Below are 25616 nucleotides of genomic sequence, written 5' to 3'. Positions count from 1 at the left end.
TTTCTATGTCTGAAACAGGCAAGAAGCTCTTCTTTTTGATTTACCCTTTTGTAATGATATCTTCTATGTCTTTAGGTATTGCAGCAATGTAACTAGCACCCGCGGTTTCTAGTTCCTTTTGATTTCCAAACCCATATAATACACCAATAGAAGCCACCCCATTTTCTTTTGCGCCTAGTATGTCATGACTGCGGTCACCAATCATTACTATCTCTTCTAACTTAGTGAGCTTCGCTTCGTTTAAAGCATAACGAATGACCTCACCTTTTTTTGATCTTATACCGTCTAAACTAGCACCATAAATCCCCTCAAAATAATGTTCTAAATCAAAATAAGCCAAGATTTGTTTTGCGTAGATTTCTGGTTTAGAGGTTGCAATGTATAAATTACAGCCAAATTGCTTTAAATCAGCTAATACGTTAGGGATACCTTCATATATGCGATTCTCATACATTCCTTTTGCTTGGTAGTATTCTCGGTAATAGCATACAGCTTGATCCGTCAACGGATCATCTAAATGATATAAATGTTTAAACGTATCATTTAAAGGCGGTCCAATAAAAGAATACAATTCGGTTTGACCAGGTACAGTTAAGTTCATTTTCTTTAATGCATAGGTTACAGAATGAATGATCCCTTCACCAGAATCGGTAATAGTTCCGTCTAAATCAAATAAAATTGTCTTATATATCATGAGAAACTCGCTTTCTTTTATTCTATCTTTCGTGAACTTCACCCGTGTTTATAACAGGCTGTGTTCCCTTGTCTGTGATGATTGATACTAGAAGGTTATTTATCAATTGAACTTTTCGGTCATCAGTAAAGTTGATTTCCTGACCGTCTTCAATCTGTTCCAATGCCATTTGTGTCATAGACACAGCGCCTTCAACAATGATTTGTCGGGCTGAAAGAATTGCTTTGGCTTGTTGTCGTTGCAGCATCGCACTTGCAATTTCAGTTGCATAAGCTAAATGGTTTAGTCGAGTTTCGATTACTTCGACTCCAGCAACAGATAGACGTTCTTGTAATTCTTTCGCCATTTCTTCTGAGACTTCAGTTGTATTTCCTCGTAGCGTCAAATCATCATCGCTAAACGTATCATAAGGATATTGTGTCGCAATATGGCGAATTGCTGTTTCACTTTGGATTTCTATAAAATCTTGATAACGATCAACATCAAACAAGGCTTTCGCTGTATCGACTACTTTGAAGACAACAACTGCAGAAATTTCAACTGGGTTTCCATCAGAATCATTCACTTTTAATAATGAACTATTAAAGTTGCGTACTTTTAATGAAACATTGATTTTTTGAGTCAATGGTGTTGTAACAAACAAGCCATTATCTTTGATCGTCCCTAAATATTGCCCAAAGAATAAAATCGCTTTAGCTTGATTTGGACTAACGATCGTTAATGAGCTTAAAAATAAAGCAGAGATCACCCACAGTACTAAGCCAATCGTAATCATACCAAGACTTTCGTCTGTTACACCAATGTAAAAGCAATACCCACCAATGATAATTAAGATAATCAGTACGACTAATGCAATATAACCGTTAACATGAAACGTTTTTTTCTCTTCCATAATTTTCTCCTACTTTCTTTCATCACTTGATATCCTTATAGTACTCCTCTTTATTCTTTCCATCAATCGTTAGGAAAAGATAAAAGAGTTGATTAATTCTTAGTTTAGATGTAAACTTACTTTTAGTAAGTAAGTTATTAATAATACATTCGGAGGTTTTATATTATGGATAAACAAATTCACGGAATTCATCACGTTACAGCAATGACATCTAGTGCAGAAAAAATTTACCGTTTCTTTACAGATACCTTAGGATTACGTCTGATCAAAAAAACCGTCAATCAGGATGATATCCAAACTTATCATCTATTTTTTGCAGATGACCTTGGATCCGCTGGTACCGATATGACTTTTTTTGACTTCCCAGGTATTCCGCAAGGAAGCAAGGGAACAAACTCTATTTCCCGCACCTCATTCCGCGTTAAAAATGATGCTTCATTAGTTTATTGGGTCGAGCGTTTTAATGAATATCAAATCGATCATGGGGAAATCCAAGAACGTTTTGGTAAAAAGTTTCTTGAGTTTGAGGATTTTGATAATCAACAATATCAATTAATCTCTGATGAAAATAATCAAGGCGTGCCAAGTGGGACACCTTGGAAAAAAGCAAGTGTTCCAGCTGAGCATGCTTTGACTGGGTTAGGTCCAGTTTTTGTGACTGTAGCAGACTTTGACCATATGCAACGTGTTCTAGTTGATGTTTTAGGATTTAAACTAGTTGATGCTGAAGGGCGTTTCCATTTATTTGAGGTTAGTGACGGTGGCAATGGAGCCAGTATTATCGTCGAACATCGAAATGATCTCCCAGATGCACAAGAAGGTTTTGGTAATGTACACCATCTCGCTTTGCGTGTGGCAGATGAAGATGCTTTACGTTTTTGGATCAATAAAATCAATCAACTTCAATTTCCTAATTCTGGTTTTGTTGAGCGTTTCTATTTTAAATCAGATTATTTTAGAGCAGCTCCTCATATCTTATTCGAACTGGCAACTGATGGTCCTGGTTTTTTACAAGATGAAACCTACGATACAGCTGGAGAAAAATTATCTTTACCACCATTTTTAGAAGGCAAACGCAAAGAAATCGAAGAATTTGTTCGGCCTTTTGATACGTCTGATGCTAACAAACCACGTTAATAATAAAGAATTGGAGCTGACCTATGCTGCATTATTCCACGAAATATTTATCACAGAAACAAGCGTATAAATTTCTATCTGGCAGCATCATTCCACGTCCAATCGCATGGGTAACAACGTTGGATAACGGGCACAAAATTATAAATGCAGCTCCATTTAGCTTCTTTAACGCAGCTGCAGCAGATCTCCCATTAGTAACGTTATCAATCCTTAGACGAAATGGAGAAATAAAAGATACTGCTAGAAATATTCTCGAAACAAAAGAACTCGTCATCCATTTAGTTAATGACCAAGTGATTGAGTCTATGAATCAAACAGCTGCTTCTTTACGATCTGACCAAAGTGAAATCGTTGTAAATACCATTGAAACAACTGCAAGTAGATCTGTTGCAGTTCCTGGAATCAAAGCTGCACCGATTCGTATGGAAGCACGACTACATCAGTATGTCCCGATTAAAAATCATGGAGATCAGATTATTACTGATTTATTTATTGTCGAAATTACTGATTTTTATTTTAATGAATCTGTGTTTGATCAAAAAAACGAGTACATTTTACCAGAAGCCTTCAACCCAATTGCTCGATTAGCTGGTAATACCTATGCTCACATTGATAGTTTGTTTGACTTAGCTCGGCCAGATTAGAAAAAACGAGAAGGAAAATTCCTTCTCGTTTTTTAATCATATACTGTTTTCTGCTCGTAAATCCACGATAGGTACATTACCATCTAAAACACCACTTGGACTTTTTAACTGAAATACCTGTAAACGAGAATCAAGTTCAAGCGTCATCTCCTCGTCTAAATATCTTTTGGAGTAATCTTTAATATACACAGTACCGATCGTCGAATCTAACGTCAAATCAAAATCTGATTTATCTTGTAACCGATCTAATAATAATAAGCGAAAACTTGTATCCAATGAACAAATACCCATTTTAGAGTACATCCCCACACCATCATCTAAATCTAAAATAATCACTGCCTTACTTTCAATATAAGGGGTCAATTTTACTTGTGCTTCATCACTAATGTTTAAAAACATTTGTTCCTCGCCTCTTTCTATATTCGTACAATCAGCAAAAACTCAGAATAGAATCATTAACATTTATACGTAAGGAACCTTTAGGTGCAGCTATAGTTTTTTCCTAGTCTAATCGAGTGTACTTTCCTGCTGCAAACTCTTTAGATAATTCTACATAATGCTGTGCGTTTTCTTTATTTTTACGAATTTCTTCTCTCGTTAAAGGACGAATAACTCTAGCTGGTCTGCCAAAGGCTAAAACGTTGGCTGGTATTTGGGTTCCTTCAGTCACTAAAGAGCCCGCACCGATCAAACTATTTTTTCCGATCGTAGCATGGTTTAAAACTGTCGAACTCATACCAATCAAAGCACCATCTTCAATTGTGCAACCATGAAGCATACAGTGATGACCGATTGTTACATTTTCACCGATTTTAACTGCTGCATCTTGATCGACATGGATCACTGTGCCATCTTGTACATTGCTTCCTGTATTGATGGTAATTGAATTATTGTCCCCTCTAATTACAGTTTGAAACCAAATACTTGTATCCTTAGCCAACACTACATTGCCATATACATCCGCACTTGCTGCAATAAAATAATCTTCTGCCATACAAATCACCTCTTTTATTACAATCATTATATCAAACTTAGAAAAATTCCGTTGCTAAAAAGATTACTCACTAAAAAAAAAGAAAGATCACCTCAGTCGGTGTCTTTCTTTTTTTATTAATCATAATCACCATCTTCAGCAAATTGGCTGTTATATAATTTCTCATAAAAACCACCTTGCTCTAATAGCTCATTATGTGTTCCTTTTTCAATGATTTCTCCCTGATTCATCACAAGAATCAAATCAGCTTCACGAATCGTTGATAAACGGTGAGCAATTACAAAACTTGTGCGCCCTTCCATTACTCGTTCCATCGCTTTTTGGATCAACGCTTCTAAACGAGTGTCAACTGAACTTGTCGCTTCATCAAGGATCAAAATCCTCGGATCAGAAATCACTGCTCTAGCAATCGTCAGTAATTGTTTTTGTCCTAAAGAAACATTATCTCCTTCAGAATTGATTTCCATCTCATAACCATCTGGCATTGTTCGGATAAAATGATCTACATTAGCTGTCTTAGCTGCATCAACCACTTCATAATCCGTTGCATCTAACTTACCAAATCTAATATTGTCGGCAATCGTTCCTTCATATAGCCAAGCATCTTGCAAGACCATCCCAAAAACTGAACGAACATCACTTCTATCCATTTTTTTCGTATCGATGCCATCAATTTTGATTGCCCCATCGGTGACATCGTAAAAGCGCATCAACAAATTGATCAAGGTTGTTTTCCCAGCTCCAGTTGGGCCAACAATCGCAACAGTTTGACCTGCTTTCACTTCAAAGTTCAAGTTTCTGATCAGTGGTTTGGCAGGATCGTAACTAAAGCTGACATTATCAAATTGAACTGACCCTTGAACTTTTTCTGGTAACGGAATATCATGTTCGTTCAATTCTTCTTCAGGTTCATCTAAAATTTCAAAAACCCGTGTTGTTGCGGCTGATGCACTTTGTAGCGCTGCAGATAATTGCGTAATATTCCCCATCGGTTGGCTAATTTGCCAGATGTATTGAATAAAAGCTTGCAGTTGCCCAACTACGATCACTCCTGTGATGACATAATAACTACCTAAAACAGCCATACCAATGTAAGCACTATAGGCTGTCATTTGTACAAGTGGGAGCATCAAACCAGAAATAAAAGCGGCTTTAAACCCAAAATTATTTAAGTTATGATTGACTTTTTTAAAGCCTTTTAGGGTTTCTTTTTCTCGACCATAAAGTTTTAACACGCTAAAACCCGTCATATTTTCTTGGACGTAACCATTTAAATTTCCTAACGCATTTTGCATCCCTTGGAAGTATTTCTGTGAAATCCCAACGATTGTTTTAGAAATCAACAAAGATAAAGGAATCATCACAATCGAAATCAAGGCCATCAACCAGTTAATATAAAACATCATTACAACCGCCATCACAATACCTAGAATAGCTGAAACAATATTGATAAAACTTTGCTGCATTGCATTACTAACTGCATCTACATCATTCGTTACACGAGACAAGATATTCCCTTGTTGATTTTTATCAAAATAAGAAACCGGTAAACGATTAATTTTCTCATCAATATCCCTACGCAAATCACGCATCGAATGTTGAACAACTGCAGCCATTAAATAGCCAGACAAAAATTGTGCAGCACAATAACCTAAACCAACAACCAGTATCCAAATCAAACACTGAATGATATATGAATAGTTCAAGCCTTCTCCTGCTGCAACATTATTACTGATTTCAGTAATAGGCAGACCAGAAACATAAGGTAAAGCGGCATTAAAAGCCACGGTCAAAATCGTGAAAATGATAACCAAGATAAAGGTCCCTTTATAAGGTCCGATATATCTCCCTAAGCGCCGTATAGAAGAAAATGCGTTTTTCATGCTAATTCCTCCTCTGACAATTGAGAAGCAGCAATATCATAATAGATAGGACACTTCTCAAGTAGTTCACGATGGGTGCCAATGCCGACGACATCTCCTTCGTTTAAAACAACGATCTTATCTGCATGCATGATCGTCCCGACACGTTGTGCTACGATTAAAACAGTCGATTCAGTCGTTTCCTTTTTCAAACGTGCTCGTAAATTCGCATCGGTTTGATAATCTAGAGCTGAGAAACTATCATCAAATATATAAACTTCTGGACGACGGATAATGGCTCTTGCAATTGCTAATCGCTGTTTTTGTCCACCTGAAAAGTTTGTGCCACCTTCTGAAAGAAGTTCATCATATCCATCAGGTTTTTGGGAAATAAACTCCGTTGCCTGTGCAATATCTGCTGCTAATTCCATTTCCTCTATTGTTGCATCTTCTTTACCATAACGCATATTTTCTGCAATCGTTCCGGTAAACAATAATGCTTTTTGGGGAATATAGCCGATTTTATTGCGCAATGTACTTAATTTATAATCCCGGACATCAACTCCATCAAGTAATACTTGTCCTTCAGAAACATCATAAAAGCGCGGGATCAATTGGATCAACGTAGATTTTCCACTGCCCGTACTGCCGATAAACGCGACTGTTTCTCCTGGTGAAGCGGTAAAACTAACATTGCGAATCACCGGACTTTCTGAATGCCCAGGATAAGCGAAGGTAACATTTTTAAATTCTAAATATCCTTTTGTTGCAGTTTCAGTGATCCCTGCTTCATTTTCACGAATCACAGGTTCCATATCAAATGCTTCTTGAATCCGACGAGCTGAAACAGCGGCACGGGGATACATCATAAAGACACTTGCAAATAGCATAAATGAAAATAGTGCATGGAAAATATATTCAATAAAAGCAATCAAATCTCCAACCAATAAACTACCTTGGTCGATTTGAAGAGCACCATTCCAAATAATCAATACCATCACAATATTAAATAGGAAGAAAAAGCCAGGTTGAGCTGCTGCCATCAAACGGAAAAGGCTCTTAGAACTTTTCGTATAGTCTTCATTGACTTTGCTAAAACGACTTTCTTCGAATTTTTCATTTACAAACGCTCGAATTACTCGTAAACCTGAAAGGTTTTCTCTTAGAATCCCATTGATTCCGTCAAGATTTTTTTGCTGTTTATTCGATAAAGGTTCCGATATTTTAGCGATCAGCACCACAGCTATCAAAAGAAATGGCAAAGCACCTAAAACAAACCACCCTAAGGACGGGCTTGTTCTCATGACCATATACAAGCTGACAAAAAACATCATGGGAGTCATGAAACCAATACGCAAAATATTTCCCATAAACAACATGATTTGATACGCATCATTTGTCGTTCTTGTAATCAATGAAGAGACACCTATTGTTTCATATTCACGATGGGAAAAAGTCTGTACTTTTTCAAATAGGTCATCACGAATATCTCGTACAATATTTGTCGTCATGCGTGCGCCAAAATAGCCTAACATGATATTCATCACCACACCAATGACGGTGATCACAATCATCAACAACCCTTGTTGTTTTACATAATCATAGTCATTATTTTTGATCCCAACATCGATCATTCGTGCTAAAATCGTTGGTAAGCCTAGTTCTATCAATATAAATCCAAAAACACAAATGAAATCTAAAAACAACAGTTTTTTATATCTCATCGTGTAACGCCACATCAATTTCAATCAATCATCTCCTACTTCAATTTTTGCCCCAGTGCTTTCACTATAGCATAAAACCAATACTTAGGTAAATTATATTTGAGTGAAAATATGACACTTTTCAACTGAATAGCTAACGAGACTATTTTTACTATGTTATAATGAAAATTACTTTAATTTTCAAACTAATAATAGAATGAAAGTGATGGGATCCAAGCAATGAAAAAAATACTCTATATTTCTTTAGGTTGTCTCACATTTGGATTAGGAACAATTGGAATATTTCTGCCAATTTTACCTACAACGATTTTTTATATTTTAACGGCTTTTTTCTGGATGCGCAGCTCAGATTATCTGTATACAAAATTTATCAACTCAACCTATTACCAAAAATACATTCAAGAATCTATCGTGGAAAAGAAAATCACCCCTTTCGGCCGTGTAAAATTATTTACAACTTTATTTATAATTTTCGCAATTCCTTGTATCATCGTCCGTAATCCATTCATGACAACTACATTAGCGATTGTTTATTTGATACATCTGGTCGGTCTTAATTTGTACTTTAACAAAAAGAAAATCCCACCTTTAAATGAACCAAATGAATAATAAGGTTTTCTTTAAAGTGGTAAGTCTGTTTCTATACTTATTCGCTATTTTATGATAAAATACGTTTAATTGTTGTACAGCACAACACAATGAACGGTTGAAAGAAAGTACAGTTTCCATAAAACAAGTAAAGTGAAGCAAAGTCGAGGCTTCATTTCATCATCAACGAATGTTTTTGGTGCCAATTGTTTTTAAGGTGGACAGCCACCTCATTTTGTTGTGTTCAAAATTATAGTAAGAAATTTATAAAAATAAATAATCAACTGCTGAGGCAGGTAAAGGAGAAAAAACTATGATATATAAAGTCTATTATCAAGAAACAAAAACCAGAAACCCAAAAAGAGAAGATACAAAATCTATCTATGTTGAAGCAGAAAGTGATGTTATTGTTCGTCAACAAGTAGAAGAAAATACCCCATATAACATTGAATACATTCAAGCACTTGATGAGAATCATCTAGCTTATGAACAAGAACATGCGGAATTCTCTTTAACGGAGTTTTAATATGAAAGTAAATATAAAAAATAATGAAACTGGCGTTTTTGCGATAGGTGGTTTAGGCGAAATCGGGAAAAACACTTATGGGGTTCAATTTCAAGATGAAATCATCATTATTGATGCTGGAATCAAGTTTCCAGAAGATGATTTGCTTGGGATTGACTATGTTATTCCAGATTATAGTTATATCGTTCAAAATCTGCATAAAGTCAAAGCGTTAGTGATCACTCATGGACATGAAGATCATATCGGTGGTGTACCGTATTTATTGCGTCAAGCAAATATACCGATTTATGCTGGACCGTTGGCTTTAGCTTTGATTACCAATAAACTAGATGAACATGGTCTATTGCGGGATGCTGAGTTGCATGAAATCAATGAGGATACCGTAATTCGATTCCGTAAAACAGCTGTTAGTTTTTTCAGAACCACACATAGTATTCCTGACGCACTGGGTGTAGTCGTTAAGACTCCTTCTGGTAATATCGTTGCAACGGGAGATTTCAAGTTTGACTTTACCCCTGTTGGTGAGCCAGCAAACTTGCACCGTATGGCCAAATTAGGTGAAGAAGGCGTCTTATGTCTGCTTTCGGATAGTACAAATGCGGAAATTCCAACATTTACTAAATCAGAAAAAACGATTGGTTCTTCTATTTTAAAGATTTTTGAAAAAATCGAAGGAAGAATCATCTTTGCTAGTTTTGCTTCAAATATTTTTCGTCTGCAACAAGCGGCGGACGCTGCCGTTGCAACAGGACGTAAAATAGCAGTATTCGGACGTAGCATGGAAAATGCGATTGTTAACGGTGAACACTTAGGCTATATCAATGTACCAAAGGGAACTTTTGTGGATGCTAGCGAGTTGAATCAACTACCTGCTGGGGAAACAATGATTTTATGTACTGGTTCTCAGGGTGAACCCATGGCAGCTTTAAGTCGAATCGCCAATGGTACTCACCGTCAGATCTCCGTACAGCCTGGAGATACAGTGATCTTTTCAAGTTCACCAATCCCCGGCAACACCACAAGTGTCAATCGTTTGATCAACCTACTTTCAGAAGCAGGTGCTGAGGTTATTCATGGAAAAATCAATAACATTCACACGTCTGGCCACGGTGGTCAAGAAGAACAAAAACTAATGCTGAGCTTAATGAAGCCTAAATATTTTGTGCCAGTGCATGGTGAGTTTAGAATGCTGAAAATCCATGCCTCATTAGCTCAAGATGTTGGTGTGCCAGCGGATAATTGTTTCATCATGGAAAATGGTGATGTGCTAGCTTTAACAGCAGATGATGCTCGTATCGCTGGACACTTCAATGCCAATGATGTCTATGTTGATGGTAATGGTGTCGGTGATATCGGTAATGTTGTGTTACGTGATCGTCGAATTCTTTCTGAAGAGGGATTAGTTTTAGCTGTCGCTACTGTCGATATTAAAAATAAAGAAATTTTAGCTGGTCCAGATATTTTATCTCGTGGCTTTGTCTATATGAGAGAATCAGGCGAAATGATCCATGAAGGACAGCGATTATTATTCAATGCGATTCGTGAAGCGTTGCGTGATGAAAATTGCACCGAAGCGAAATTATGTGATGCAATCTCAGCTGCGTTACAACCATTTTTATTTGAAAAAACAGAACGTCATCCAATGATTTTACCAATGATCATGACCTCATGACTCTAGATACAAAAAACAACCGACAGATTGAATCTGTCGGTTGTTTTTTTAAACTACATTATTTACAACTAAAACATTGGCCTTTGTATGGTTGACAACATAAGAGGTCGTTGAACCGACCATCAATCTTTCAAAACCATTTAACCCAGTTCGACCAATTACAATCAGGTCGATTGGTTCTTTTGACTCAGTGAAATCAGCAATCAGCGTTTTCGGATACCCATACATAACATACGTAGAAACAGTGGTTACTCCTTGTTCAAGAGCTTTTGTCTCACGTTTTTTCATCTCTTCTTCTTCCCTAGTCCGTAGATCTTCCATCAATGTGCCCATTGACATTGTTAGTTCTCCAAAATAATTACCCATTTCTTCAATGACAGATAAAATGTGTAAGGTAGCACCATTTCGTTTAGCAATTTTTATTGCTTCTTGAAACGCTTTTTCAGACTGATCCGAACCATCTACAGCTACTAAAATATTCTTATACGACTCTCCCATGGTAAAAACCTCCTTCTTTATTACTTCTATTATACCCCTTTAAAGGGCTTTCAGCAAAAATACTGCCGAATGAAAAACTTTCCTCTTTACACTTCAAACAACCCATGTTATAGTAATCATGGAATTTCGTTATCAGATATCGTTACCTTTCATAAGAATCAAGAAAGGAGAATTATTATGACATTTGGTAATAAAGTATTAAAATACCGTGTAGCACTTGATACAGAGAGAAATTTGTTTATGGCTATCGATGCAAATAACCATACAAATATCGCTTATGGTATCACGATTACACAAGCAGTAAAAGAATTGAAAAAATCTATTTAAGGAGTTATCAACCTAAATGAGCGATTCAAGTTCTAATACGATTTAAAGGCATCTAGTGAATGTTACATCACGGATGCCTTTTTTGTTGTTTTCATACGTATCATTTTTCTATATCTCAATCATTTTGGATAATTGAGATAGATCATTATCAAACTAATGACTAACAAGCCAAAACCAACCATTGCTAACGGGACAACCCTACCATTCCACGCTTTTTTATTTGTAAAAGCACGAAAACGATAAAGAGCACCTGATAATCCAAGAAACGCTAAAGACACAAAGAATACGACTAAAGAAATATTCAACACATATATCACCTCTTACTTAAGTAGTCTACAACTTATATAAAAAAAAGATAGTAACAAAAATGTAAGGAGCGAGCATGTTAGCCACAAATAAAAAAACACCTAGCAAATTTGCTAAGTGTTTTGGAATGGATGAATTAGTTTTTTACAACGTTAACTGCTTGAGGTCCACGATCTGAATCTTCAACGTCGAAGCTTACTGATTGACCTTCTTCGATTGTTTTGAAGCCTTCACCTTGAATCGCTGAGAAATGTACGAATACATCGCTACCATCTTCGCGAGAGATAAATCCAAATCCTTTTTCTGCGTTAAACCATTTTACTGTTCCTTGTTCCATTCTTTTGTTCCTCCTCGTGCTTAAGCACTAAATATTGTAACATTGCCCGTGTACGATAGAGGGTTTTAAAATTAAAACTTCTATATTGTCCCAAACAAGATTACACATACATTGTACATGCGAACCCTTATTTTTGCAAGAATTCTAGTTAGTCTATAGCAAAAAAATTTTCTTCTCTCATGCTGATGTATACTTGTTCGCCAATAATGATATGGTCCAACACCTCGATTCCCATCATTTTCCCACATTCCTGCATTCGCTGTGTAAAATGAATATCACTTTCAGATGGAGTCGGGTTGCCCGATGGATGATTGTGAGCTAAAATCAAGCGCGCAGCAGAATACTTTACGGCACTACGGAATATTTCTCTTGGATGGGCGACGGACTGATTTAACGAGCCTTTAAATACCGTCTCTTGTTTGATTACTTCATTCTTAGTATTTAGATATAAACAGACTAAATGCTCTTGTTGAAAATCTTGTAATTCGTAGATTAAATTTTGAGCAATTTGATAACTGGAAGAAACCTTTCCTAACTTTAGTTGAGTACTTTGCTGGATTCGATAGCCGAATTCTATGGCAGCTCTTAACTCAATGGCTTTGATGCGACCGATTCCTTTGATTTCCATCATTTCGGTAAGCGTGGCATTTTTCAATTCGTATAAATGGTTGAAATAATTCAAGAATTTAGACGCTACCTCCATCACATTTGTATTCTTAGATCCAGTTCTTAATAAAATCGCCAATAGTTCTTGGTTCGATAAAGCCTTTTCTCCAACAAGCTCCAGTCGCTCACGAGGCAAACAATCCTCGGGCATTTCTCTAATAAATAGTTTTTCTTCTTTGATCAAAAAATCACTCCTTTATACGCTTCTAGTAATAGATACGCAAAGGAGTGATGTTTTTATTTTTTTAAATAAGCTGGCACTTGGGTCAAACTTTCAAAAATTTCTAAGGTTTTTTCTTTGATTTCATTGGTTGGAGCTAATAAGTCTGGAACCATGATCACAGGAATACCTGCAGCATCAGCAGCTGTTACACCATGAAATGAATCTTCAAAAATCAAGGTATTGTCTGCCTTCGTTCCAAGATTAGCCAGTGCTTTTTGGAAAATTTCTGGATCTGGTTTTGCTCGGGTCACATCTTCTGCTGAAACAATTCCTGAAAAACGTTCCTTGATCCCAGCACCATCTAACAATAATTCGATTGCTGGCCGCACATTACTTGAAGCAACAATCCTTGGAATCTCTTGTTGCTCAAGAAAATCTAGTAACTCCATAACTCCTTCTTTTAAAGGTACGTTACCAGACTCAAAGACTTGGTAAGTATCATCATAAGAGCGCTGGATAAACTCATCAACCTTTTCTTTACCAAAATCTTTAAAAATTCGATGATAGTTTTCTTGCACTTCTTCGTCTGACACACCTAAAAATTCCAAATATAATTCTTTACTATATGGAAAACTCATTGCATCTGCTATTTTTTGTGTTGATTGATAATAAATCATCTCTGTATCAAATAGCAAACCATCCATATCAAAGATTACGCCATCAATTTTTTTCATCTTGTCCTCCTCATATAATAATTAATAATCAACAGTTTCTATGAAACTCTTGTATTTTCAATTTTTCAAAAAAACTAGTCTACATCGCCTGAACCTATGTTCAACAATAACTCACGTACTTGTGAAACAAAATAAAGAGAACCCGTCACTAGCATCAAATCATCTGCTGACATTTTTTCTAGAATCTCACCCAATCCAAATTGCCACAATGAAACAATTTCAGTTTTGTCATCTTCGAAATGTTCCATCTTTGTTAATTCGATTGCTCTAGGGTAATCAAAAGTAGTCAAATACAAATGAACATTCGGTACCCCTCTCAAAATAGCAATCATCTGATCAATATTTTTTGATGATAGTGCTGAAAACAAAATGTGGATATCTCGATTTGAAAATTCTTTTTTCAAATTTTCGGCCAGCCGACGCATCGCATGGTCATTATGTGCACCATCTAAAATAATTAATGGTTCATCACTGATTTTTTCCATTCTAGCAGGCCATTGAGCATGAGTTAATCCTTGATAAACATCTCTATCCGAAAAATTGATTTTTTGTCTCTCACAATAAAGATAGAACAACTGAATAGCAACAGCCGCATTTTCTACTTGGTGGCGACCTAATAAGGGTACCTTAACTTTAGGTAGCTTACCAGATTCACCATAAAAATCAAAAATCTCTCCCCAATTTTTATCTGGATGACGATATTCAGCTTTGTAGTCTTTTTCATAGCGATACAATCTGCTATGTTTTTTTCTAGCGACTTCATCGATTACGACAAATGCTTCTTCACCAATATTTCCAGTTACAACTGGAATTTCTTCTTTAATGATCCCAGCTTTTTGAAAAGCGATTTCTTCAAGAGTATCACCTAAAATTTCTGTGTGGTCTTTTCCAATCGTTGTGATTGCCGTTAACATTGGTTCCACCACATTGGTGCTATCTAATAAACCACCGAGCCCAACTTCAACGATAGCAATATCCACTTTTTCGTCTAAAAAATAGTCAAGGGCCATTGCAGTTAATGTCTCAAATTCAGTGATTCCAGCACTCTCAGACTCCTGATCCATCTCTTTGATCAACTCTTGATACTTCTCTACATACTGAATAATATGATTGTCTGAAATTCCTTGTCCATTGATTGCAATTCTTTCGTTAAAGTGTTCGATATAAGGAGAAGTAAAAGTTCCTACCGTTAGCCCCAATTCTTCTAACATACATCGTAAGTAAGTGACTGTAGAACCTTTTCCATTCGTACCTGCAATATGAATCGTTGGAACTTTTTTCTCAGGATTACCAACTCTTCTCAATAATTCTTCCACTCGATCAAGACCAGGTCTAGAACCAAAGGGCAGTCTGCTATGAATCCAATCAATTGCTTCTTCAATCGTTAATGACATCTTATCAACTCCTCGTTACCTATTATATCGAAAGCTGAGTTGCTTTTCACTAATTAACGACTTTAATTCCAGAAATGGGCTATTCTATAAAAAAGGGTAAACAAATGCCACAACACTTTTAAATGAAAACAACTGTGATAAAATAAATAAGACTATATGTAGGAAGTGCCCACTGATTCTTTTGCACCAACACCTAATCCCATGATAGACTAGAATCTTAGTGGTCTTTAATAACACTTTTTTTACATAGATAAGTTTCAAGAATAGTATTGTTGCAGGTAGTTCGCTTGATTTTTCATAATTAATTGGACCTTTATCCTAAAACAGTTCCAAATCATTAGAATAGAGGAGCAGTATAAAATATGTCAAAATTAAAAAAAACGTTAATGATCAGCGGAAGTTTTTTCATCCCCTTCTTATTGTTGATCATACTCTGGTCGATTTTAGGTTTAGCCCCTTTAGGGAATAATAATCTCTTAGTCAGTGACTTAGGGACCCAATATATGCCTTTTTTAAGTTTATTTAAACAGTTTTTCCAAGGAGAGACTTATTCTCTTTATTCATTTTCTGACGCGCTGGGTGGGACTATTTTGCCTTTAAGTGCTTATTATTTATTGAGTCCTTTCAATATTTTGGTTTTATTTTTTTCCTATGAGCAACTCCCAGTCGTAATCTTATTGATCATTACGTTGAAAATTTCCCTAATGGGGAGTTCCATGTTTTATTACCTTCAAAAAACATATCAACACGCAACAAATTCCACATTACTTTTTTCGACTTCATATAGTCTATGCGGCTTTGTGACGGTTTATTGTTTAAATTTTATGTGGTTGGATGCACTGATTCTACTCCCTTTACTTGTTTTGGGGATCCAGTACTTATGGGATCATAAAAAATACGTACTCTATTCGGCAACGTTATTTTTGGCGATCGTAACGAATTATTATATGGGTTATATGCTCTGCATATTCGCTGTATGCTACAGTCTTTATTGGTATTATCAAAAAACAGAGTCACCTATAAAAAAATCTATTTGGCAATTCATTAAAGAAGGTCGTTTATTTTTTGTTACGTCTTTTCTTACAGGAATTAGCACAAGTTTTATTTTGATTCCAGCGGTGGAAGGAATGCTTGCAACCAAAAAAACAAATTTTGACTGGCAAACATTTTTACCTACACCGAATTTCGGGTTAAATTTTCTTTCTCAATTAGGTCTTGGCGGTGTTAATTTTGAATGGCGCTTAGAACATTTACCCACGATTTTTTCTGGGATTTTAATGGTTTTACTTTTTATCGCCTTTTTCCAATTGTCGACGATTTCTAAAAAAGAAAAACAAGCCGCAGCCTTTCTAATTGGCTTTATTTTCTTGAGTTTCTGGTTAGAACTAGTGAATACGATTTGGCATATGTTTCAAAGCCCTGCGGGATTTCCGTATCGAAATACCTTTATATTCAGTTTCTTGATAATCAAATTTGCCTATGAAGCATTTCTCCAACTCAAAAAAGGAGCAAAATTACGTGTCATTGTTCCAGTGCTATTCTCTGTCTTATTGACTATTGGTTATATTTCTCTGAAATTTTCAAAGGAAAAAGTGTTTCTGTTATCGGACTCTTATTTTATCATCAGCCTACTTATCATTTGGGTGACTTATGGATTAGTCGTCTTGATTCAAAAAATGCAGGGGCGAAAAAGAAAGAGTTTTTACGGATTACTATTTTTAGTCGTCTGCTCTGAATTAGTCTTTAACTTTTGGATCAGCTTTAAGGATATTCCATTTGGGAATCAAGAAAAATTTGCTCAAACCTATCGAATTCAAGATAGAATCATTTCAGATTTGGAAAAGGAGCAGGCAAATTTATTTAGAATAAAACAAACGATCGATTCAGATGCTGCTGGTTATCATGAGAAAAATAATGGTTACAATAATCCGATTTTATATGGCTATGCCGGTGTTTCAAGTTACACTTCTACTCTAGATGCTAAGACGCAGGATACATTAACTGCTCTAGGCTTATATCAAAAAAATGATCGTAGAATCGCTTATGTTGATGAATCGAAAGTAATCAACTTGCTTTTAAATGTGAATTATCAACTGACGCCTGAAATAAAACTGTATCAAGAAAATAGTTCAAACGATCCGTCAACAAATGTCTATAAAAATGAAGAAGCAATCGGAATGGGCTTTTTAGTTCCAAAAGAATTTGCTGATCTTAAATTAGTGAAAAATCAGCCGTTACAGAACCAAGAAATGATTTTACAACAGATTCAAAAAAATAAACAAGATTATTTTCAAGAAACACAAAAAATAGCTTGGACAGCCCAAGATGATCAGAACTACACTCTTACGACAAAAACAACAGCAAACGGCGAACTCTATCTTTATGCCCCTGAAATAAATTGGGAGAAGATCACCTCATTTAAAGTAAATGGTGAAAAAATCCAACCTGCTGTTTATATTGCAACGAATCAACTATTTAATCTGGGTTACTTTAAAAAAGATGATGTCGTTCAATTGCAACTTGAATCTGAAAAAGAACTTGAAGAAAAAACGATTGAATTAAAAACATTGAAAAAAGAAACCTTTGATTCATTTATTTCAAAACAAAAGCCCCTAGCAATTCAGCTGAAAGAAGAAGTATCTGGCACATTGACTGGAAAAATCGCCGTAACAGATTCAGAAAATTCATTACTTTACTTAGCGATTCCATATGATAAGAATTGGCAAATCACAGTGGATGGTAAAAAAGTCAAAGCGAAGTCGGTTTTAGGTAATTTCACAGGAATTGAATTAACAGCTGGAAAACATCAACTCACGATGCACTATAAACAACGAAATTTTCTTGTTGGGGTTTTGATTAGCATTTCTGTTCTTTTAGGCGTATTATTTTATCAACTATTAAAACGCTTCGTACGACCAAAATCAACCTAACAGCGAGAGGAAACTGCAGCCATGGGGAGAAAAATTCTGAAACGAATTATCTATGCACTGCCTATCATAGGAGTTATTTGTTTTACTGGGCTGGTACTTTACGGTTATTATAAAGGTATTTTTCACTCAGTTCAGTCATTGCAAGACTTTATGAAACAATTTGGCGAATATGCTGTCTTGATCTTCATCTTTTTGCAAATGGTTCAAGTTATTGTGCCGATTCTTCCAGGTGGAATTTCAACATTAGTCGGTATGTTGATGTTTGGTAGTCTTCCAGGTTTGATCTACAGTTTTATCGGCTTGCTGATCGGTGATATTATCGTTTACTGGTTAGCACGTTATTATGGAAAACCCTTTGCGCAGCTTATTCTTTCAAAAAAGAGATATTTGAAATTTGAAAAAATGTTGGATCGTCCTGAAAAAGGCATTAAGAAGTTGATGATCGTTACATTGCTGATCCCTTTTGCCCCTGATGATTTGGCTTGTTTGGTTGCTGGATTAGCAGACCTGCCGTTTAAAGAATACATGAAGCTATTGTTGATCTTTAAATTTTGGTCAGTTGGAACTTATGGATATGCGTTATTGTTCTTGTTTAATCGATTTTTGATTAGTTAATACTAAGTGTTTAATCCCGAAAACCCAGTAGGTACTGTATAACATCAACTCGTATCTCGTTGTATTTTACAGCAATAAGAGGGAATTCACAGAAATAACAAGAAACACGGATTTTTCAATTTCGATGTTAATGATTCCTACAGGATACTCTCTTCAAATTTTTGTAAATCTCGTCTTATTTAGGAAGAGATTGCTTCTACTTTCACCGTTTAAACACATTTAGTGTATGAGACAAAAGTGATTTTTACTTTTGTCTCATACACTTTTTTCTTAATGTCCAGACAAGGCTCTACTTCATTTGTTCTAACGACTATTTCTTAACCAAAAAAGGCATATTTTTTTGTCTTTTTAGATATTTTAAATAACTCTAAATATGATATCATGACATATGGCTTTATTCATTTAGGAGGTGAATTATGAAAAAAAAACAGGGTATTGTTGTTGCTATAAATCTTTTATTTCTGCTTTCTATATCCGCTTGCGGAATTAAAAATCAAACTGCTACTTATACACTAAGACAAGACGATGAAAATGTAACGATTCAAAATATTTACAAAAAAGATACACTACTGAGTCAAACTGTAACAACAATTATTAAATATAAAAATATGGGGGTTAAAACAAAAACCAAAGCCAAAAAATTATTAGATCCCAGCAAAAAACTTTATACCAATAAAAAAGGAGTCAACTACTCTATTGTTTTTAACGAAGAAGAGGCTGTGGAAACAATTGAAATTGATTTAGAAAACCTTTCTCAAGAGGATGCAAAAACGCTCCCTCTGATTTCTTTGCCTGTTGAATCACTTGATTCAGCAAGTGAAAAAGCAAATGAAGAAAAATTACTAAATTTAGGATTTGAGAAAAAAAATAAGAAGTAAAAAGGGAGGCCCTATGAAAAAAAAGCAACCAATCATAGTTTTTTTATTGACAGGATTGATTTTAGGACTTGGTATACAGTCTTCTTTGGTTCTAGCAGAAGAGAAAAACGTAACTTCTAATGAGTTGACTGAACCACAAGAAAAAGATACATTCACAGAAATAAAGGCTATTGAGGACAAGAAAGAGAAGTCTTCGGGCACTTATGGAACTGTTCCATGGAATTGGGAAGCACAAACACAAACGATAGTATTTGGAGAAGGAGAGTTTCCAAATGAAAACTATATAACAACTATTGTAGATAATATTGAAAACTCCACTATTCTGGAAGGAAAAAAGATTAAGCATATAACATTTACAAAACCAGTTATAGCAAGCACAGATTCACGTTTTTTATTTTACAATCTAAGTGAATTAGAGTCTATTGAAAATTTAAATTTTCTCACTGTCAGTAGTGTAACAAATATGGCTGGGATGTTTGCTAGTACAAGCAATTTAAAAACTTTAGATGTTAGCGGATGGGACACACGCAATGTAACAGATATGTCTTCCATGTTTATATATACAACCAGTATGACAAAGCTTGATCTAAATAAATGGGACACTAGCCAAGTAAAAAGTATGCATAGTATGTTCCGGGGAGCAAAACATTTAACCACTCTTGATGTGAGTAATTGGAATACTAGCAATGTAACAGACATGTCTTTAATGTTTTACGACACAAGTAGTTTATCAACTCTTGATGTGGGTAATTGGAATACTAGCAATGTAACAGACATGTCTTACATGTTTTTCTACGCAAGTAGCTTAACCACTCTTGATGTGGGTAATTGGAATACTAGCAATGTAACAGACATGTCTTTAATGTTTTGCGACACAAGTAGTTTATCAATTCTTGACGTGAGTACTTGGGACGTTAGTAGTGTAAATAATATGTCACACATGTTCCGTCAAGTAAATAGCTTAACCACTCTTGATGTGAGTAATTGGAATACTAGCAATGTAACAGACATGTCTTACATGTTTTTCTACGCAAGTAATTTATCGACTCTTGACGTTAGTTCATGGAACACTGCCAATGTAACAAATATGTCTGACCTTTTTGATGGTGCTCATAACTTGCTAGCTCTTGATGTGAGTAATTGGAATACCAACCAGGTCACTAATATGTCTGGTATCTTTCGTGAAACAAAAAGTCTGACCACTCTTGACATAAGCAATTGGAACACTAGTAATGTAACAGATATGTCTGGATTATTTGCTCATACTGGAAATTTAACAGCACTTGATGTAAGTAATTGGGATACCAGCAATGTAACAGATATGGCTACTATGTTTACCTCTGCTAGTAGCTTAAAAGCACTTGATGTAAGTCGATGGAACACCGATAACGTGAAAAATATGTCTGATATGTTTTCTCAGACATCTAAATTGGAATTTCTTGATGTAAGTCAATGGAATACTAGCAACGTGAAAAATATGCGATCCGTATTTGAATCTGCAAGTAGCTTAACAACACTTGATGTAAGTCGATGGAATACTAGCAACGTGAAAAATATGCGATCCGTGTTTGATTGTGCAAGTAGCTTAACAACACTTGATGTAAGTCGATGGAATACTAGTAATGTAACAGATATGACTCTTACGTTCGCTTATACTAGCAACTTGAAATCGATTGATGTAAGTAATTGGGATACCAATAACGTGAAAGATATGATTAACATGTTTTTGGCTAGCGGTTTGACCTATTTAGATATCAGCAAATGGAAAACTAGTAATGTTGATGGAATGTTTCTTTCTTCAAATTCTTTAGATACTATAGTTTTAGGAGAACATAATTTGATTAACAATTCTGACTTACCAGAGAAAAAAGATGAGCTATACACTGGGAGTTGGATGTTAGCTTCTACAGATATTCAAAATAGATATTCTAACAGCCAAGAGTTGATGTCAAATTACGACGGAACTAAACCTGGGAAATATGTTCGTGAAAAATATCAAAACAATACAAAAGTAACTGGCATTGAGTTATCACCAGGTTCTTTAGAATTGAACGTTTCTGACGAAGTAACATTACAAACCAAGATTAAACCATTAAATGCTAATAATAAAAATATAAGTTATACAACTTCCGATAACACTATAGTAACAGTCTCAACAGAAGGTATAATCAAAGGTATCAAAAAAGGAACTGCTGTGATTACTGCTATAACTGAGGATGGCGGTTTTGAAGCAACGAGCGCAGTTACTGTTTTGGGGCAAAATTCATTGTTGATTGATCCTTTCATCTTAGGTATTGACAACGAGATAACAGGTAGCCTAGAACTCAGTTCACCAGCTAAAAAAGTTCAACTAGTCATAAATGATAAAGTAGTCACTACATCAACAATCTATAGAGATGGTAGTTTCGAGTTGGATACAAAAGGCATGATCACCAAAAACACTGACAAAGTCGAAGTAATCGCATTGGATCGAAAAAACAAAGAAATCGAAAGGGCAACTGTAACAATAGAAGAAAAATCCTACGCTTTAAGCGTTGCTCCATACACTTTATACGAAGATACAACTATCACGGGACAAACGGATTATTTCCATACCCATGTAGCGTTACTCATCAATGGCGAAGAAATCGAACGAACATTATTATCCTCAACGAGAAAATTTAGTTTTGATGTGGAAGGTTTTGTTGACTATCTCGATGATGAAGTAGAAATCGTTGGTTATCGTTATGAGGAAGAAATTACTCGCAAAAAAGTGGTGATTCAAGAACCTGTAATAGAAATGGCTCTAACACCATACAAAGTAGATGAACCCTATATAACGGGTAAAGTAACCGGAAAAACCGTTGCTACTGTTCGTTTGTATGTAAACAGAAGACGACAACAAACAGTAAAAATAACCGAAGATGGAACCTTTAACTTGTTAGGTGTAGCTATTTTATCTCCAACAGATAAAGTTGAGATAGCCGTCTTAAATGAAGAGGGTATCGAGCTTCAGCGTTTTTCTGTTACTGTGACCAATTAAATAAATAAAAGTGCTAACAAATATAAAGAGGACATCAGATTTTTTCTGATGTCCTCTTTATATTTAATTCACTGTTCGTAACTGAGCTATTCGTTCTTTCACGACCACTTGTTTCTCCAAATAATCTTTTTCTTTTGCCTTTTCGGCTTCTACAACATCGTCCGGCGCATTAGAAACAAAGCGTTCATTCGCTAATTTCCCTTGAACACGTTTGACTTCTTGTGTCCATTTATCTAACTCTTTCTCTAGACGAGCTATTTCTTCTTCCACATTGATCAAACCAGCTAATGGCAGATATAGTTCTGCTCCTGTTAGAACCGCTGACATCGCTAATTCTGGCGCAATAATGTCACTTGCAATCGTCAACTCTTCTGGATTACAGAAGCGCTCGATATAATTTGTGTTTTCGATCAAGAATTTATCAATCGTTTCATCGCTTGTTTTAATCAATAATGTGATTGGTTTTGAAAGTGGTGTGTTTACTTCTGCACGGATATTACGAACTGCACGAATCACTTCTTTTAAGACTTCCATACCACGAGCGGCTGTTTCATCTGAAAACTCTTCGTGAACAACTGGGTAATCAGCGACCACAAGAGATACACCTTCATGAGGAATATTTTCCCAGATTTCTTCTGTCACAAACGGCATAATTGGATGCAATAGACGTAAAATTTGGTCTAGTGTATACACTAAAATGCTGCGTGTTGTTTGTTTTGCAGATTCATTTTCCCCGTAGAGGATCTCTTTGCTCATTTCGATATACCAGTCACAGAAATCATCCCAAATAAAGTTATACAACTGGCGGCCTGCTTCACCAAATTCAAAGCGATCAAATAAATCCGTAACACGAGCAACTGTTTCATTTAGACGTGTTAAAATCCAACGATCTGCTACTGTTTTTTCACCACTAAAATCGATATCTTCATAAGACATACCCTCAACATTCATGATCACAAAACGGCTGGCATTCCAGATTTTATTGATAAAGTTCCAAGACGCATCCATTTTTTCATAGCTGAAACGCATATCTTGTCCTGGTGTTGAACCGTTTGACATAAACCAGCGTAAAGCATCTGCTCCATATTTATCGATGACTTCCATCGGATCGATTCCGTTTCCTAGTGATTTACTCATTTTACGTCCATCTTCTGCTCTGATCAAGCCATGCATTAAGACATTTTTAAATGGGGCTTGTCCCGTAAACTCCAAGCTTTGGAACATCATACGGCTAACCCAAAAGAAGATGATATCATAGCCTGTCACTAATGTGCTTGTTGGGAAATAACGCTGATAATCAGCCGCTTCCTCATCTGGCCAACCCATTGTTGAAAATGGCCATAATGCTGAACTAAACCATGTATCTAATACATCAGAATCTTGGGTCCAATTTTCTGCATCAGCTGGTGCTTCCATGCCAACGTACATTTCACCCGTTTCTTTGTGGTACCAAGCAGGAATTTGATGTCCCCACCATAACTGACGTGAGATTACCCAGTCATGGACATTTTCCATCCAACGTAAGAAAGTTTGGTTAAAACGTGGTGGATAAAATTCTACCGCATCGTCAGTATCTTGATTTTTAATTGCTTTTTCAGCAAGTGGCGCCATTTTAACGAACCATTGTGTGGATAAACGAGGTTCAACAACAACACCCGTACGTTCTGAATGTCCCACACTGTGATTCATCGTTTCAATTTTAATTAAACGACCCATTTCTTTTAGGTCAGATACAATTAATTTACGAGCTGCAAAACGGTCCATTCCCGCATATTTGCCAGCCAAATCATTCATAGAACCGTCTTCATTCATTACATTCACACGAGGTAGATCGTGACGATTACCAACTTCAAAGTCATTTGGATCGTGAGCTGGCGTAATTTTCACTACCCCTGTTCCAAATTCCATATCTACATACTCATCGGCAATGATCGGGATTTCTTTGTCTACTAAGGGTAATGTGACCGTTTTGCCGATCAAGGCTTGATAACGTTCATCTTCCGGATGAACAGCAATCGCAGTATCCCCTAACATTGTTTCAGGACGTGTTGTTGCGATTTCCACAACTCCTGTTCCATCTGTCAGTGGATAACTCATATGATAAAATGCGCCTTCGATATCTTTGTGGATAACTTCGATATCAGATAACGCCGTTTTAGCTTTTGGATCCCAGTTAATGATGTATTCGCCTCGATAGATCAGATCTTTTTCATATAACGAAACGAAGACTTTGCGGACAGCTTGAGATAACCCATCATCTAAAGTAAAACGTTCACGGCTATAATCTAAAGAAAGACCCATTTTCGCCCATTGCTCACGGATATGAGAAGCATACTCTTCTTTCCAATCCCAGACTTGTTCTACAAACTTTTCACGGCCTAAATCGTAACGGGAAATGTCTTGTTCTGCTAACTTTTCTTCAACTTTTGCTTGTGTTGCAATCCCAGCATGATCCATTCCCGGTAACCATAATGTATCAAAGCCTTGCATTCTTTTTTGACGGATGATCATATCTTGTAACGTTGTATCCCAGGCATGACCTAAGTGCAGTTTACCCGTAACATTAGGTGGTGGAATCACGATTGAATAGGGTCTTGCTTCTTTGTTGCCATTTGGCTTGAATAACTCTTGATCTAGCCATTTTTGGTAACGGCCTTGTTCTACTTCTGTGGGTTGGTATTTAGTTGGCAGATTTTTTTCTTCTGTCATGTAGATTCCTTCTTTCCATTTTAATTTAAATGAATGGTGAAGCGACATACTAAGGTGACAACGCTTCTTAATCAGTCGCCTTGACTGTTCAACATAAGATTGCTTCACAATCTGTGATGAACATGTAAAAAGCCCTAAAATACTTTCGTATTTTAGGGCGTAAACTCTGTACGCGGTACCACCTAAATTGTGTCTGACGATCCAGACACCGCTTCATTCGTGAGGTAACGATCACTACTCGAATCATTCTACTACATTCAAATCATTGACTCACAAGCTACCTTCTTACTGGCTATGTGAAAAT

At 36.0% G+C, this 25616-nt stretch carries 23 protein-coding genes and 1 other annotated feature (1 of these 24 only partly in view); of the genes, 10 read left to right on the top strand and 13 right to left on the bottom strand.

Going from position 1 to position 25616, the window contains the following annotated elements:
- Positions 1-40 precede the first annotated feature (40 nt).
- Entirely contained in the window at positions 41-694 is a 654-nt protein-coding gene (locus tag AC4BB5_RS03805; protein WP_490458079.1) for an HAD family hydrolase, read from the bottom strand.
- Between the two features lie 22 nt (positions 695-716).
- A complete protein-coding gene (locus AC4BB5_RS03800; RefSeq protein ID WP_490458078.1) occupies positions 717-1586 on the bottom strand; it encodes an SPFH domain-containing protein in 870 nt (289 codons plus the stop codon).
- Between the two features lie 165 nt (positions 1587-1751).
- Here AC4BB5_RS03800 and AC4BB5_RS03795 point away from each other — a divergent pair, with 165 nt between their 5' ends.
- Positions 1752-2723 carry a ring-cleaving dioxygenase gene (locus AC4BB5_RS03795; RefSeq protein WP_490458077.1) on the top strand — a complete coding sequence of 324 codons (972 nt, stop codon included), beginning with the start codon at positions 1752-1754 and terminating at the stop codon, positions 2721-2723.
- A gap of 23 nt (positions 2724-2746) precedes the next feature.
- On the top strand, positions 2747-3367 hold the full coding sequence (locus AC4BB5_RS03790; protein ID WP_490458076.1) for a flavin reductase family protein: 621 nt from the start codon (positions 2747-2749) through the stop codon (positions 3365-3367).
- Between the two features lie 36 nt (positions 3368-3403).
- Here AC4BB5_RS03790 and AC4BB5_RS03785 read toward each other — a convergent pair whose 3' ends face one another.
- The 4 genes from AC4BB5_RS03785 to AC4BB5_RS03770 form a co-directional block, all read right to left on the bottom strand.
- Complete coding sequence (locus AC4BB5_RS03785; RefSeq protein WP_490458075.1) at positions 3404-3766, bottom strand: iron-sulfur cluster biosynthesis family protein; 363 nt, start codon at positions 3764-3766, stop codon at positions 3404-3406.
- Between the two features lie 103 nt (positions 3767-3869).
- Positions 3870-4361, bottom strand: a complete 492-nt coding sequence (locus AC4BB5_RS03780) for a gamma carbonic anhydrase family protein (protein ID WP_490458074.1) — start codon at positions 4359-4361, stop codon at positions 3870-3872.
- Between the two features lie 116 nt (positions 4362-4477).
- On the bottom strand, positions 4478-6244 hold the full coding sequence (gene efrB / locus AC4BB5_RS03775; protein ID WP_490458073.1) for a multidrug efflux ABC transporter subunit EfrB: 1767 nt from the start codon (positions 6242-6244) through the stop codon (positions 4478-4480).
- On the bottom strand, positions 6241-7971 hold the full coding sequence (locus AC4BB5_RS03770) for an ABC transporter ATP-binding protein (protein WP_490458072.1): 1731 nt from the start codon (positions 7969-7971) through the stop codon (positions 6241-6243). The genes efrB and AC4BB5_RS03770 overlap by 4 nt, the downstream gene beginning before the upstream one ends.
- Positions 7972-8166: 195 nt before the next feature.
- Here AC4BB5_RS03770 and AC4BB5_RS03765 point away from each other — a divergent pair, with 195 nt between their 5' ends.
- The 3 genes from AC4BB5_RS03765 (at position 8167) to rnjA (ending at position 10733) form a co-directional block, all read left to right on the top strand.
- Positions 8167-8556, top strand: a complete 390-nt coding sequence (locus tag AC4BB5_RS03765) for a YbaN family protein (protein ID WP_490458071.1) — start codon at positions 8167-8169, stop codon at positions 8554-8556.
- Positions 8557-8848: 292 nt separating this feature from the next.
- The gene (locus AC4BB5_RS03760; RefSeq protein ID WP_086315628.1) at positions 8849-9061 is read left to right on the top strand and encodes a DNA-directed RNA polymerase subunit epsilon; all 213 of its coding nucleotides are present in this window, start codon (positions 8849-8851) and stop codon (positions 9059-9061) included.
- 1 nt (position 9062) lies between these two features.
- Positions 9063-10733: a ribonuclease J1 gene (gene rnjA, locus AC4BB5_RS03755; protein ID WP_490458070.1), complete on the top strand. Its 1671-nt coding sequence runs from the start codon at positions 9063-9065 to the stop codon at positions 10731-10733.
- Positions 10734-10781: 48 nt separating this feature from the next.
- Here rnjA and AC4BB5_RS03750 read toward each other — a convergent pair whose 3' ends face one another.
- On the bottom strand, positions 10782-11231 hold the full coding sequence (locus tag AC4BB5_RS03750) for a universal stress protein (protein ID WP_490458069.1): 450 nt from the start codon (positions 11229-11231) through the stop codon (positions 10782-10784).
- Positions 11232-11408: 177 nt separating this feature from the next.
- Between AC4BB5_RS03750 and AC4BB5_RS03745 the strand changes: the two genes are divergently transcribed.
- Complete coding sequence (locus tag AC4BB5_RS03745) at positions 11409-11558, top strand: hypothetical protein (protein ID WP_490458068.1); 150 nt, start codon at positions 11409-11411, stop codon at positions 11556-11558.
- A gap of 119 nt (positions 11559-11677) precedes the next feature.
- Here the strand turns inward: AC4BB5_RS03745 and AC4BB5_RS03740 are convergent, their stop codons facing one another.
- The 5 genes from AC4BB5_RS03740 to AC4BB5_RS03720 all read right to left on the bottom strand — a co-directional run bounded on the left by AC4BB5_RS03740 (position 11678) and on the right by AC4BB5_RS03720 (position 15158).
- Positions 11678-11866 (bottom strand): hypothetical protein, encoded by a 189-nt coding sequence (locus AC4BB5_RS03740; RefSeq protein ID WP_490458067.1) that lies wholly within the window; start codon positions 11864-11866, stop codon positions 11678-11680.
- Positions 11867-12000: 134 nt separating this feature from the next.
- Complete coding sequence (locus tag AC4BB5_RS03735; RefSeq protein WP_010760372.1) at positions 12001-12201, bottom strand: cold-shock protein; 201 nt, start codon at positions 12199-12201, stop codon at positions 12001-12003.
- A 148-nt stretch (positions 12202-12349) separates the two neighbouring features.
- Positions 12350-13018, bottom strand: a complete 669-nt coding sequence (gene radC, locus AC4BB5_RS03730) for a RadC family protein (RefSeq protein WP_490459021.1) — start codon at positions 13016-13018, stop codon at positions 12350-12352.
- An 86-nt stretch (positions 13019-13104) separates the two neighbouring features.
- Entirely contained in the window at positions 13105-13764 is a 660-nt protein-coding gene (locus AC4BB5_RS03725) for an HAD family hydrolase (protein WP_490458066.1), read from the bottom strand.
- Between the two features lie 74 nt (positions 13765-13838).
- Positions 13839-15158, bottom strand: a complete 1320-nt coding sequence (locus AC4BB5_RS03720; RefSeq protein ID WP_490458065.1) for a bifunctional folylpolyglutamate synthase/dihydrofolate synthase — start codon at positions 15156-15158, stop codon at positions 13839-13841.
- A gap of 362 nt (positions 15159-15520) precedes the next feature.
- Here AC4BB5_RS03720 and AC4BB5_RS03715 point away from each other — a divergent pair, with 362 nt between their 5' ends.
- The 4 genes from AC4BB5_RS03715 to AC4BB5_RS03700 all read left to right on the top strand — a co-directional run bounded on the left by AC4BB5_RS03715 (position 15521) and on the right by AC4BB5_RS03700 (position 22603).
- Positions 15521-18088: a YfhO family protein gene (locus AC4BB5_RS03715; RefSeq protein ID WP_490458064.1), complete on the top strand. Its 2568-nt coding sequence runs from the start codon at positions 15521-15523 to the stop codon at positions 18086-18088.
- Positions 18089-18109: 21 nt separating this feature from the next.
- Positions 18110-18703 (top strand): TVP38/TMEM64 family protein, encoded by a 594-nt coding sequence (locus AC4BB5_RS03710; RefSeq protein WP_490458063.1) that lies wholly within the window; start codon positions 18110-18112, stop codon positions 18701-18703.
- Between the two features lie 416 nt (positions 18704-19119).
- Positions 19120-19581, top strand: coding sequence for a DUF1307 domain-containing protein (locus tag AC4BB5_RS03705; protein ID WP_490458062.1), 462 nt, complete (start codon positions 19120-19122; stop codon positions 19579-19581).
- A gap of 13 nt (positions 19582-19594) precedes the next feature.
- Positions 19595-22603, top strand: a complete 3009-nt coding sequence (locus AC4BB5_RS03700) for a BspA family leucine-rich repeat surface protein (protein WP_490458061.1) — start codon at positions 19595-19597, stop codon at positions 22601-22603.
- Positions 22604-22666: 63 nt separating this feature from the next.
- Here the strand turns inward: AC4BB5_RS03700 and AC4BB5_RS03695 are convergent, their stop codons facing one another.
- Positions 22667-25312 carry a valine--tRNA ligase gene (locus AC4BB5_RS03695; protein WP_490458060.1) on the bottom strand — a complete coding sequence of 882 codons (2646 nt, stop codon included), beginning with the start codon at positions 25310-25312 and terminating at the stop codon, positions 22667-22669.
- A gap of 150 nt (positions 25313-25462) precedes the next feature.
- Positions 25463-25616, bottom strand: a binding site (T-box leader) (it continues 65 nt past the right edge of the window).

The organism is Enterococcus sp. AMC1252 (assembly GCF_058216515.1).
This window is presented reverse-complemented; position numbering and strand designations above follow the sequence as displayed.

What these genes read in the sequence shown, in the direction of transcription:
- AC4BB5_RS03805 (WP_490458079.1), bottom strand. Translation starts at nt 694, where the DNA reads ATGATATATAAGACAATTTTATTTGATTTAGACGGAACTATTACCGAT.
- AC4BB5_RS03800 (WP_490458078.1), bottom strand. Translation starts at nt 1,586, where the DNA reads ATGGAAGAGAAAAAAACGTTTCATGTTAACGGTTATATTGCATTAGTC.
- AC4BB5_RS03795 (WP_490458077.1), top strand. Translation starts at nt 1,752, where the DNA reads ATGGATAAACAAATTCACGGAATTCATCACGTTACAGCAATGACATCT.
- AC4BB5_RS03790 (WP_490458076.1), top strand. Translation starts at nt 2,747, where the DNA reads ATGCTGCATTATTCCACGAAATATTTATCACAGAAACAAGCGTATAAA.
- AC4BB5_RS03785 (WP_490458075.1), bottom strand. Translation starts at nt 3,766, where the DNA reads ATGTTTTTAAACATTAGTGATGAAGCACAAGTAAAATTGACCCCTTAT.
- AC4BB5_RS03780 (WP_490458074.1), bottom strand. Translation starts at nt 4,361, where the DNA reads ATGGCAGAAGATTATTTTATTGCAGCAAGTGCGGATGTATATGGCAAT.
- efrB (WP_490458073.1), bottom strand. Translation starts at nt 6,244, where the DNA reads ATGAAAAACGCATTTTCTTCTATACGGCGCTTAGGGAGATATATCGGA.
- AC4BB5_RS03765 (WP_490458071.1), top strand. Translation starts at nt 8,167, where the DNA reads ATGAAAAAAATACTCTATATTTCTTTAGGTTGTCTCACATTTGGATTA.
- AC4BB5_RS03760 (WP_086315628.1), top strand. Translation starts at nt 8,849, where the DNA reads ATGATATATAAAGTCTATTATCAAGAAACAAAAACCAGAAACCCAAAA.
- rnjA (WP_490458070.1), top strand. Translation starts at nt 9,063, where the DNA reads ATGAAAGTAAATATAAAAAATAATGAAACTGGCGTTTTTGCGATAGGT.
- AC4BB5_RS03750 (WP_490458069.1), bottom strand. Translation starts at nt 11,231, where the DNA reads ATGGGAGAGTCGTATAAGAATATTTTAGTAGCTGTAGATGGTTCGGAT.
- AC4BB5_RS03745 (WP_490458068.1), top strand. Translation starts at nt 11,409, where the DNA reads ATGACATTTGGTAATAAAGTATTAAAATACCGTGTAGCACTTGATACA.
- AC4BB5_RS03735 (WP_010760372.1), bottom strand. Translation starts at nt 12,201, where the DNA reads ATGGAACAAGGAACAGTAAAATGGTTTAACGCAGAAAAAGGATTTGGA.
- radC (WP_490459021.1), bottom strand. Translation starts at nt 13,018, where the DNA reads ATGCCCGAGGATTGTTTGCCTCGTGAGCGACTGGAGCTTGTTGGAGAA.
- AC4BB5_RS03725 (WP_490458066.1), bottom strand. Translation starts at nt 13,764, where the DNA reads ATGAAAAAAATTGATGGCGTAATCTTTGATATGGATGGTTTGCTATTT.
- AC4BB5_RS03720 (WP_490458065.1), bottom strand. Translation starts at nt 15,158, where the DNA reads ATGTCATTAACGATTGAAGAAGCAATTGATTGGATTCATAGCAGACTG.
- AC4BB5_RS03715 (WP_490458064.1), top strand. Translation starts at nt 15,521, where the DNA reads ATGTCAAAATTAAAAAAAACGTTAATGATCAGCGGAAGTTTTTTCATC.
- AC4BB5_RS03710 (WP_490458063.1), top strand. Translation starts at nt 18,110, where the DNA reads ATGGGGAGAAAAATTCTGAAACGAATTATCTATGCACTGCCTATCATA.
- AC4BB5_RS03705 (WP_490458062.1), top strand. Translation starts at nt 19,120, where the DNA reads ATGAAAAAAAAACAGGGTATTGTTGTTGCTATAAATCTTTTATTTCTG.
- AC4BB5_RS03700 (WP_490458061.1), top strand. Translation starts at nt 19,595, where the DNA reads ATGAAAAAAAAGCAACCAATCATAGTTTTTTTATTGACAGGATTGATT.
- AC4BB5_RS03695 (WP_490458060.1), bottom strand. Translation starts at nt 25,312, where the DNA reads ATGACAGAAGAAAAAAATCTGCCAACTAAATACCAACCCACAGAAGTA.